General features: G+C 49.1%; 15 protein-coding genes. 12 read left to right on the top strand and 3 right to left on the bottom strand.

The features are described from left to right. The 5 genes from HY879_15515 to HY879_15495 all read left to right on the top strand — a co-directional run. A partial coding sequence (locus HY879_15515; protein ID MBI5604746.1) for a putative zinc-binding protein occupies positions 1–298 on the top strand: 298 nt, incomplete at its 5' end. A gap of 110 nt (positions 299–408) precedes the next feature. Beyond that, a complete protein-coding gene (locus HY879_15510) occupies positions 409–1338 on the top strand; it encodes a thioredoxin family protein (GenBank protein ID MBI5604745.1) in 930 nt (309 codons plus the stop codon). Between the two features lie 4 nt (positions 1339–1342). After that, a complete protein-coding gene (locus HY879_15505; protein MBI5604744.1) occupies positions 1343–1543 on the top strand; it encodes a hypothetical protein in 201 nt (66 codons plus the stop codon). An 18-nt stretch (positions 1544–1561) separates the two neighbouring features. Next, positions 1562–1945 (top strand): thioredoxin family protein, encoded by a 384-nt coding sequence (locus tag HY879_15500; protein MBI5604743.1) that lies wholly within the window; start codon positions 1562–1564, stop codon positions 1943–1945. A 27-nt stretch (positions 1946–1972) separates the two neighbouring features. Further along, positions 1973–2680 carry a sulfite exporter TauE/SafE family protein gene (locus HY879_15495; protein MBI5604742.1) on the top strand — a complete coding sequence of 236 codons (708 nt, stop codon included), beginning with the start codon at positions 1973–1975 and terminating at the stop codon, positions 2678–2680. 21 nt (positions 2681–2701) lie between these two features. Here HY879_15495 and HY879_15490 read toward each other — a convergent pair whose 3' ends face one another. Further along, the gene (locus tag HY879_15490) at positions 2702–3130 is read right to left on the bottom strand and encodes an arsenate reductase ArsC (GenBank protein ID MBI5604741.1); all 429 of its coding nucleotides are present in this window, start codon (positions 3128–3130) and stop codon (positions 2702–2704) included. 137 nt (positions 3131–3267) lie between these two features. Beyond that, complete coding sequence (locus tag HY879_15485) at positions 3268–3498, bottom strand: AbrB/MazE/SpoVT family DNA-binding domain-containing protein (GenBank protein ID MBI5604740.1); 231 nt, start codon at positions 3496–3498, stop codon at positions 3268–3270. Positions 3499–3703: 205 nt separating this feature from the next. On the opposite strand from HY879_15485, the gene HY879_15480 reads away from it, so the two are divergent. The 7 genes from HY879_15480 (at position 3704) to HY879_15450 (ending at position 9044) form a co-directional block, all read left to right on the top strand. Continuing rightward, positions 3704–5086: a FeS-binding protein gene (locus HY879_15480; protein MBI5604739.1), complete on the top strand. Its 1383-nt coding sequence runs from the start codon at positions 3704–3706 to the stop codon at positions 5084–5086. 147 nt (positions 5087–5233) lie between these two features. Further along, positions 5234–5416 carry a hypothetical protein gene (locus tag HY879_15475; protein ID MBI5604738.1) on the top strand — a complete coding sequence of 61 codons (183 nt, stop codon included), beginning with the start codon at positions 5234–5236 and terminating at the stop codon, positions 5414–5416. A gap of 313 nt (positions 5417–5729) precedes the next feature. Next, on the top strand, positions 5730–5972 hold the full coding sequence (locus tag HY879_15470; GenBank protein ID MBI5604737.1) for a thioredoxin family protein: 243 nt from the start codon (positions 5730–5732) through the stop codon (positions 5970–5972). A gap of 2 nt (positions 5973–5974) precedes the next feature. Beyond that, positions 5975–6361 carry a hypothetical protein gene (locus HY879_15465; GenBank protein ID MBI5604736.1) on the top strand — a complete coding sequence of 129 codons (387 nt, stop codon included), beginning with the start codon at positions 5975–5977 and terminating at the stop codon, positions 6359–6361. A gap of 58 nt (positions 6362–6419) precedes the next feature. Continuing rightward, a complete protein-coding gene (gene arsB / locus HY879_15460; protein MBI5604735.1) occupies positions 6420–7511 on the top strand; it encodes an ACR3 family arsenite efflux transporter in 1092 nt (363 codons plus the stop codon). A gap of 17 nt (positions 7512–7528) precedes the next feature. Next, positions 7529–8053 (top strand): Fe-S cluster protein, encoded by a 525-nt coding sequence (locus tag HY879_15455; protein MBI5604734.1) that lies wholly within the window; start codon positions 7529–7531, stop codon positions 8051–8053. Between the two features lie 49 nt (positions 8054–8102). Next, positions 8103–9044: a thioredoxin domain-containing protein gene (locus tag HY879_15450; GenBank protein ID MBI5604733.1), complete on the top strand. Its 942-nt coding sequence runs from the start codon at positions 8103–8105 to the stop codon at positions 9042–9044. A gap of 28 nt (positions 9045–9072) precedes the next feature. On the opposite strand, the gene HY879_15445 is transcribed toward HY879_15450, so the two are convergent. Further along, positions 9073–9342 (bottom strand): OsmC family protein, encoded by a 270-nt coding sequence (locus HY879_15445; GenBank protein MBI5604732.1) that lies wholly within the window; start codon positions 9340–9342, stop codon positions 9073–9075. Positions 9343–9364 lie beyond the last annotated feature (22 nt).

Below are 9364 nucleotides of genomic sequence, written 5' to 3'. Positions count from 1 at the left end.
GGAACTGACCCGGGAGGGTTTCGGCAAAATTTATTGTTTGGCCGGGATTGGAGCCCATTTATCCGGTTTTGTCCAGTCGGCCAAGGATGTCCCGGATCTGGTCGTCATCGATGGCTGTGATATCGGCTGCGGCAAAGCCATTTTTGATCACATCGGGACCGCTCCCAAAAGATATCTGGTCCTGACCGGGATGGGGATAGAAAAAAATAAAGATTTCAACTTACAGCGCCAGGACATCGACCGGATCAAAGAGGCCGTCCAGGCTTCCTGTCAAAATACCGAAAAGGCCCCGGCCTGACCGTGGACACCGGTTTTGGTGCAGGAAGTTATCCTGCCCTTTAAAGAGAAGCCTTTCGGTACAGCCTGTTGCGGATAACGGATCTTAAAAATAATTTCTTGAGGGTTCTTGTGAAAACATATCATGATTCAAAAAAGTTACTGCGCCAGATCGTCTTTTCGATCCTTTTACTGATCATTGCCTTTTCTTCGGCTCGAGGGCAGACCCCAAAAACCGTTGAGGACCTTTACCCCGGTCTGGCTTCCGACCCCCTTAAGTCGGCCACTCTGGCCAGGCTGCCCAAAGGGACCTTGCTGACCGCCGACAGCCTGACTATTAAAGAATCGGAAATTACTAAGGAAATTAACCGATCAGGCCCAGAGATAAGAAAACAATTAGCTAAAAATGTTTTTTTCGTGCTGGAAAAGATGGCCATAAAACGTTTAATCCTCCAGGAAGCCTATAAAACAGGCCATAAAAAAGAAAGTGACGAAGACCAGATGGTCATGAAGTATCTCTCGGAAAAGGTAAAGGCCGATACCATATCCGAAGAAGAACTTAAAAATTTTTATACTCAGAATAAAGAGATGATCGGTGGGGCCCCTTTGGACCAGGTCCGTGAGGTGCTGAAGATTATCTTGATTCAACAAAAGATGCAGGAGGCCCAACGACAATATATACAAACTCTCGGGCAGCAAACATCCCTCCAGATTAATGAAGACTGGGTTAAAAAACAAAGCCGCCTGGCCCGGAACAATCCAGTGGACCGGGTCAGGATGTCGGGCAAACCGAGCCTGATCGATTTCGGGGCTACCGGTTGCGGACCCTGCGATATGATGACCCCCATCCTGGCCGAGCTGGAGAAAAAATATAAAGGCCGGTTAAACGTGCTTTTCGTCCATGTGGGCCAGGAAGAAATTCTGGCTGCCCGCTTTGGGATCAAATATATACCGGTCCAGGTATTCTTTGATAAAAACGGCCGGGAGGTCTTCAGGCATACCGGTTTTTTCCCTCAAACAGAGATAGAAAAGCAACTGGTCCGGGTGGGGCTCGCTGACTGATCCCATGTCTTCTTCAGCTTTTAGAACCTTGCCTTTCCTTCTTCTTTGCATCTTGGTGGTTTTTTTTACCGGGGACCTTCAGGCCCAAGGTACAAAGACCGTAGCAGAAAAGTATCCTTCTCTGGCCACTTACGCCCTGCCCTATGTGGGGTTCCTGCCTGAAAGAGAAATCGAAGAAAAATTAAAGCAATTCGGACTGATTTAAATGAAAGGGGAAATACAGATGAATAAACCGCCTTATCAAAAAATCAGGAGTGTGCTCCTCATAGGATTAATATTACTGGGAGCCAACCCATCCTGGGCCGGCAGTTTTAAAGAGGTGCCGGTCAAAGACATGGTAACCCTGGTTGACCTGGGGGCCAATGCCTGCATTCCCTGCAAGATGATGGCCCCCATCATGACCAAATTAGAGAAAGACTACCAGGGCAAGGCCGCAATTGTTTTCATCGACGTCTGGAAATTCAGAGACCAGGCTGACCGCTTCGGAATTCGGGTCATACCGACCCAGATTTTTTATGATAAAACCGGCAAAGAAGTCGCCCGTCATGAAGGGTTTATGGGCGAGAAGGATATCGTCGCCCAGTTAAAAAAGATGGGGGTTAAATAATCTCGATTTTTAACAGGTGGGGTTACCATGCTGGAAAACATCTTTCTGACCATTAATGACTGGCTGGCCGGGGGAACCATGATTGCCGCCCTGGGGGCCTTTTTCTGGGGCATGATCAGCGTCGTCTTCAGCCCCTGTCATCTGGCCTCTATCCCTTTGATCGTAGCCTATGTAGGGGGACAGGAAAAAATGCTTCAAGCCCGGCAGGCCGGGTTCTACTCAATTGCCTTTACTTCCGGTCTGTTTATTACCATCGCCCTGATCGGAATCATCTGTTCCCTCCTGGGGCGTATGCTGGGTGATGTGGGCAACTACTGGCAGATCCTCATCGGACTGGTCCTGGTCTGGGTGGCCCTGGGCATGCTCGGGGTAGAGAAATGTTCCATGTCCGGAAGTTTGCTATACCGGCTGAATCTAAAAGGAGTCTTCGGGGCCTTTGTCCTGGGCCTGGCCTACGGGGTCCTTTCCGGCTCCTGCACCTTCGGCTTTATCGCCCCCATCCTGGCCATCATCACGGTCCAGGGAAATCTGACCAGTGGAATTTTGCTGATACTGTTATTTGCCATAGGCCATTGTCTGCCCATCGTGATCGCCGGTAGTTCAACAGCCGCCGTCCGCAAGGTCATCGAAAACCAATCCTGGCAGACCGGGGGTCAGTGGTTCCGCCGCGGGGCCGGGATACTTATCGGGATCCTGGGTCTCTATTTTGTCGTCAACCCTTTTTTCTTAGGCTAAAGAATCAGCGCTAACGATTTATTAAGCTTCAAGTTCCTTCAGCCAAGCTGCAATTTTCTCCCGGATGGCCTCCCGGACCTGTCTAGTCTTTTCCAATTTTTCTTCATGCGTTCCGGTAAAGCCTGACGGATCGGCGAAACTCCAGTGGAGACGGGTGGTGATCCCCGGAAAAAAGGGGCATTGCTCGGCGCTGGTCTGATCACAGACCGTTATCACATGGGTATATAATCTTCCCTCCTTAAAAAGATCAAAGGCACTTTTGGTCTGATTCCCGGAAATATCGATGGCGATTTCCTTCATGACCTCCACGGCCAGGGGATTTAACTGCCCCGGTTCCAACCCGGCACTCTCCGCTTCAAAGCGGTCACCGGCCATTTCTTTCAGCAAGGCCTCGGCCATCTGACTCCGGGCTGCGTTATGGACACAAACAAAAAGGACCTTATCCTTAATTGCTGACAAAACAAGACCTCCTTACTATTTCTCCGGAATGAAGGATATTCTCCACCACTTCTGCTCCGGCCCCATCATTCCAAAGGGTCAATAAAGCCGAGCTGTCCAAAACATACCTTTTAGTGGATTCAGCATTTTTAATTCCCTTTCCTTCTTTCATCCTGCCGGTCCCGGATCATTTTTTCGGTAGAGTACCTTCCCGCCCCCTTCCCCCTGAAAGCGGATACCGGATCTTTGGGGATGGGGATAACCCTGATCGTGTTTCCCTCGGTCTGCCAGATGACCTGCGATTCGGGCTCGATGTTGAATTTTTTTCTAATCCGAGAGGGAATGGAGACCTGCCCCCTGGTGGTAACCCTGGTTTTCATAGTAAATCCCTGTTAGTATGTATTTAGTAATCCAACATGATTATTTATAAAATATCATGCCATTAAATATCAACCAAAAAATTTTAAAAATTTCCTCTATTTATTTATTGCCCTGAATCCAGGCTGAGGGACATCTGAAGGATCTTTCTGCCGGACGATAAAATGATAAATTGAAAACCGTCATCGTTCCTGGTATTAAAGACTGATGGAAAAGATCAATCCGGAAAAAACCGCCCGGGAGACATTGGAGGCTTGTGCCGATTGCGATGTCTGCCGGTTTCTCATGGATACCTCCTGTCTTTATTTCCCGGAGATCTATAAGCTTTACGACCGCCAGATGAAAGACCGGAAACCGATCACCTTCGAAGACCTGCGTCGGTTAGTGGACCTATGCAACTTCTGCGGCCAGTGTCCCTGCCCGAATATCCGTGCCGGGATCATGAAGGCCAAGACGCAGTTCATCGAAAGGGACGGATTGAAATTTGGCGTCCGGACCATTGAAGATGTGGGACGGATTAGCAGGCTGTGCGGCGCCTTCCCACGCTTGACCAATGCCTTTTTCAAGGCGAAACCGACCGGGGGTTTACTGAAAGCAGCCATGGGCATTCACCCGGCGCGGCGAATGCCCCGTTTTCCTGAAGAAAGTTTTCCCGATTGGGCCGGAAAGAATAAACTGACCACTAAAGGGAATAAGAAAGCGTCTCGTAAGCTGGCCTACTTTGCCGGTTGTACCGGTAAATATCTTTTCCCCGAGGTACCGAAAGCGGTCATCGAAATTTTTCGCCACACCGGGTTTGAAGTCTATTTCCCCGAGCAGAAATGCTGCGGCATGCCTCCCTTGCTGGAAGGGGACCGGAAACTCACCCTGGAATGCATGCGCTTCAACGTAGAACACCTGGCCGAGGTCGTTGAAGAAGGCTATGATATTCTCTGCTCCTGCCCGACCTGCGGGTACCTTTTTAAAACTGTCCTGGGAGAAGGGGCCTATTTTTCCAAAGAATATCAGGAATCTGTAGCAGGAAATGAAAAGGAATTTAAGGTTCCGGTCAGGAAAGGCCTTGGGGGGCCTGAAGAGAGAAAGTTTGACTCCCTCTCAAAAAGCATTTACAAAAGCATTTTGAAAGACGAAGGATATTTCTCGGGGATCAGCCCTTTAAAAAGAATCCAGGTGGCCGAGCACACTTACGACTTGGGAGAATATCTGACTTATCTTCATAAAGAGGGCAAACTCTCAACAGATTTCGGTCCGGTCCGGGGCCGTCTGGTCTACTATCCCCCCTGTCACCTGCGGGAACAGGAGATTGGCACCCCCTATCTGGAACTGCTCAAAATGATCCCCGGTATCGATCTGGAACCGATCCAGGGGCGGTTCTATTGCTGTGGGCTTGGGGGAATTATGGGATTCAAAAGGGAATTTCATGAGACTTCCCTTCGGTTGGGAAGCAATCTAATGGAAAAAATCCGGGAGATGGACCCGGAAAGACTCGTTACCGATTGTTTGAGCTGCCGAATGCAATTCAATCAGCTCCTGCCCTACAAGGTAGTCCATCCCATTGAGATTCTTAACGAAAGCTATGCTTCAAAATAACTTATTCCCTTTAGGAGGCAGAATATGTCCCAGTTTGAAGTGAAAGGATGAATAACATGAGACGATTCGGAACAGCCGACAGTTAGTTGGCGCATGCTGACCTTTCTTGATGATACACAGGTCCGAATTAATGGCCTGGACGATATAATGGCCGATCTTTACTCCCAAGACAGACAGGCGAATCAAGAGACCGCTGAAGAGATCATTCATAGGCTGGAAGCCAAAAAGAACTATATTCCTTCGTCGGACCGCACCCGCGAAGAGTACGCTTATGTCCTGCTGAAGGAGTACCGGGAGTACATGAAGAGTCGAACGAATAATTTTGTTTGACTATATTACCTAATGGTTATATAGTTATAGATTATATAATTTAAGCGCCCTACCTATGGCTAATGAAGACATTACTCAAATAAAAATAGGCATCTTTCAGGTCGGCATTATCGGACTCCAGGAAGTGATGGCGGAATTGGCTGCCTCCATGTCCGGGGCTTCGGATGAGGCCGTAGCCGGGGAGTTAATCCAACGGCTTTCCAAAAAAAATTATATCCCAGAAAGGGCCAGGCCCGAATACGGCCGGGCCTTGGTCCGGGAATTCCGGAAACAGTTGGGCCAGGAGATTTCTCCGGCCCAGGAGGAACAAGGCCTGGTCATCCGGGTCCTCGGCCAGGGATGTCCCAATTGCCATGCCCTGACCCAACGGATTATGGAGGTCCTGTCGGAATTAAACCTGGCTGCGGATTTCGAGCATGTGACCGATATCAAAGAGATCGCCCGTTATGGGGTGTTGCAGAGCCCGGCTTTGTTGATCAACGGAAAGGTCGTGGCCAGAGGGACGGTTCCCAACAAGGGCCAACTGATCGAATGGTTTAAAAAAGCGGTGGGGTAACGATGGGCAAACCGATTATCTTAACCTTTACCGAGGAAGAGATTCAAACCATTGAGCGCATTGATCTCGATGCCGATCAGAAAGAGGCTTTACATTTCATTCGAGAAAACAAAGGAGCAACCATGAGAATTCCAAAATCAATTTCCACAATTACTTTAATCCTTTTTTTGATGATATGCGGCTCCGTCTCTTATGCCCAGGATATGAAGGTCATCTCCCCTGCCCCAGCCTTCCCACTGCAGGAAACCATCTCAGATCAAAATAAAACGCCGAACCGGGATAAGATTCAGACTTCTACCTCGGCCCCCCCGGAAAATATACCAGCGAATCCTGAATCATTAACCCCGCCTTCGGTAAAAATTCAAGAAAGCACCAACGCCGAGGGCTGATCCTGAAAAATAGTCTCCGGGCGGGGACGATATTTTTTGGAAAGGAGGATATTCTTGTATGTCCGAACCAATGCCGAAAAAACTTTCTTTTCTGGACCGGTTTCTGACCCTCTGGATTTTCTTAGCTATGCTGCTCGGGGTGGGCTCCGGCTATCTCTATCCCCAGGTAGTCCAATTCTGGAATCTTTTCCAATACGACACCACCAATATCCCCATTGCCATCGGCCTGATCCTGATGATGTACCCCCCCCTGGCCAAGGTCAAATATGAAGAATTGGGGGAAGTCTTTAAAAATTACCGGGTATTGATACTTTCTTTGATCCAGAACTGGGTCATCGGCCCGATCCTTATGTTTTTTCTGGCCATTCTTTTCCTGGCCGGCTATCCGGAATACATGGTCGGTCTAATCATGATCGGTTTGGCCCGCTGTATTGCCATGGTCATTGTCTGGAACGATCTGGCCTCGGGCGACACCGAATATTGTGCCGGCCTGGTGGCCTTCAACTCCATCTTTCAGGTCCTGTTCTTCTCCCTTTACGCCTATATCTTTATCACCATCCTGCCCGGCTGGTTCGGTCTGAAAGGCACGGTGGTCGATATCTCCATCGGCCAGATCGCTAAAAGTGTCTTTATCTATCTGGGTATCCCGTTTATTGCCGGAATCATTACCCGGTTCACCCTGATCAAAATCAAGGATAAGACCTGGTATCATGAAAAGTTCATCCCTAAAATCAGCCCGATCACCCTCATCGCCCTGCTCTTCACCATCATCGTCATGTTCTCCCTCAAGGGAGAATACATCGTCCAATTGCCCCTGGATGTTTTGCGTATCGCCCTGCCCCTGGTCATCTATTTTGTGATCATGTTTTTTATCTCCTTTTATATGTCCATGAAGGTCAAGGCCACCTATGAACAGTCCACGACCCTGAGCTTTACGGCCGCTTCCAACAATTTCGAGCTGGCCATTGCCGTGGCCGTGGCCGTCTTCGGCATCCAGTCGGGTGCGGCCTTTGCCGCCGTTATCGGCCCCCTGGTGGAAGTCCCGGTTTTGATCAGCCTGGTCAATGTGGCCCTCTGGTTCAAACGCAAATACTTCCCCTTTGCTGTGGAGACGCCGACCGGCATCTGCCATCTGACCTGCAAACCTTAAACACAAAGGAGTCCTGAATGCTGCTGGAAACCTACCAACTGGAAATTTTCAACTCCCGGTGTAACCCCGGGGCCATGGCCGTCCATTGTTTTGCCCACTTGGATCAGGATGTAAGCGAGGCCCTGCCCTATTTGAATGCCGTATTGGGCGGCTTTAATTACGTAAAGGATCCCCCGTCGGTCACCTTCAGGTCCCAGGGGAAATTGATCACGGTCCATGGGAAAAAGATCGCTATTAATGCCCTCAAGGACGAGGCTGAAGCCGCCAAGATCGTGGAATGGCTCAAGAGGGAAATCAATGCGGCCTGGGAAAAGCGGGAGGAAATCGAGCCTTCCTATGAAGATCTACCCCGTCCGCAGGTGATGGAAATCCTGAAGTTGCTGCCGAAAACCAACTGCCGGGAATGTGGTCAACCGACCTGCATGGTTTTTGCCGTGACCGTGACCGAAGGGATCAAAGGGGCGGAAGACTGCCCTCCCCTGTCTTTAGAAAATAAAAAAAGATTAGGCGGATATCTTGCGCCATTTAAATTCGATCTATAGAGTTTCATCGGATATAAAGAGATTCAGAGATTATGAGGGTCGAAAAAAAATGAACGAAAACAACCTGTCATCATGGATAGAGGGGAAAAAAAGTATCCTTAATATCATCCTTGCGCTTCTGGCAATCGGGGTTGTCCTGTTTGAAAATTTCTGCAGCGGATCGTGTTCCTATCTCAGTGGAGATCTTTTCGGCTTCGATCTCCGATATTTTGGAATAAGCTTCATGGTTCTTGTTATTTTATTAAGCCTTACAAAAAAATTTTTCCCTTTGATTCTTGCCCTTTCTGTAAGCTTGGGGATCGAAATATATCTGGTAGGCTTTCAGATCTGGTTTAATACTTATTGCCCTTACTGCCTGGCCTTTGGAGGGTTCCTGGTGATTCTTTTTTTTCTGAATATCAAACAGACGACAATAAAAAGGATTATTCTCTCGGTCGCAATCGGCCTCATCCTTTTCACCCTCTTTTTTAAAGGATCGGTTACTCCGGCCTTCGCAGCGGAAACACTGCTCCCTTCCTTTGGAACCGGGAAAATCAACGTCCGACTCTACACGGACTATTTCTGCGGCCCCTGCCGGTCCATGGAGCCGACGATTGAACCTATCCTGACCGATTTGGTAAAAGGGAACAGCATCAATCTGATTTTCATTGATACGCCCCTCTCCAAGACGACTCCCCTCTATGCCCGCTATTTCCTCTATGCCCTGAATGAGAAAAAAACCCTGCAACAGGCCTTCTTCGCCCGATCGGCGCTGATCGGAGCATCCCGCGAAAAAATTACCGAACCGACCAAACTGGAAGAATTTCTCAAAAATAAAGGGGTGGAATTCAAAATTTTCGAGGTAAAGCCCACTTTCGAAATCCTGAACAGTTACATCAGTGCGGACAAGGTCCGCTCCACTCCCACCTGCGTCATCGTCCAGGACGGTAAAACGAATCAGTTCACCGGTAAAACTAATATCATCAACGCCCTGGAGAAAATAAGACAATAAATGAAATCCAATGCTACCGCCCCTCCCCTCAGACCGGTTCGATCATCAATTCATCTTCTATCCTGATGCAGCCGATGATGCTCTGGGCCGCAGGGCAGAAGGTGAGATATTTTGAGAAATTCTCCCTGGCCTCAGGCGCTTTGTCTTCGCCCACCTTCAGGTGGTATTTGACCCTGATGGTGGTAATTTTCAGGACGCCGTTGACGTTCTCAATATCCCCTTCCACTTCGGCCCAATACAGGTGCTCGGGGGTTGGGATCTTTTTTCCGGCCAGCATCGTGGCCAGTGTTCCCATCATTCACCCGGCCGTGGCGGCCACG

It is taken from the genome of Deltaproteobacteria bacterium (assembly GCA_016219225.1).
Taxonomy (GTDB): Bacteria; Desulfobacterota; RBG-13-43-22; order RBG-13-43-22; family RBG-13-43-22; genus RBG-13-43-22.
The sequence above is the reverse complement of the archived record's forward strand: the minus strand, read 5'-3'. Positions and strand labels throughout refer to the sequence as shown.

Coding starts and splice junctions, on each gene's coding strand:
- HY879_15505 (MBI5604744.1), top strand. CDS start 1,343: ATGTCTTCTTCAGCTTTTAGAACCTTGCCTTTCCTTCTTCTTTGCATC.
- HY879_15500 (MBI5604743.1), top strand. CDS start 1,562: ATGAATAAACCGCCTTATCAAAAAATCAGGAGTGTGCTCCTCATAGGA.
- HY879_15495 (MBI5604742.1), top strand. CDS start 1,973: ATGCTGGAAAACATCTTTCTGACCATTAATGACTGGCTGGCCGGGGGA.
- HY879_15485 (MBI5604740.1), bottom strand. CDS start 3,498: ATGAAAACCAGGGTTACCACCAGGGGGCAGGTCTCCATTCCCTCTCGG.
- HY879_15480 (MBI5604739.1), top strand. CDS start 3,704: ATGGAAAAGATCAATCCGGAAAAAACCGCCCGGGAGACATTGGAGGCT.
- HY879_15475 (MBI5604738.1), top strand. CDS start 5,234: ATGGCCGATCTTTACTCCCAAGACAGACAGGCGAATCAAGAGACCGCT.
- HY879_15465 (MBI5604736.1), top strand. CDS start 5,975: ATGGGCAAACCGATTATCTTAACCTTTACCGAGGAAGAGATTCAAACC.
- arsB (MBI5604735.1), top strand. CDS start 6,420: ATGTCCGAACCAATGCCGAAAAAACTTTCTTTTCTGGACCGGTTTCTG.
- HY879_15455 (MBI5604734.1), top strand. CDS start 7,529: ATGCTGCTGGAAACCTACCAACTGGAAATTTTCAACTCCCGGTGTAAC.
- HY879_15450 (MBI5604733.1), top strand. CDS start 8,103: ATGAACGAAAACAACCTGTCATCATGGATAGAGGGGAAAAAAAGTATC.
- HY879_15445 (MBI5604732.1), bottom strand. CDS start 9,342: ATGATGGGAACACTGGCCACGATGCTGGCCGGAAAAAAGATCCCAACC.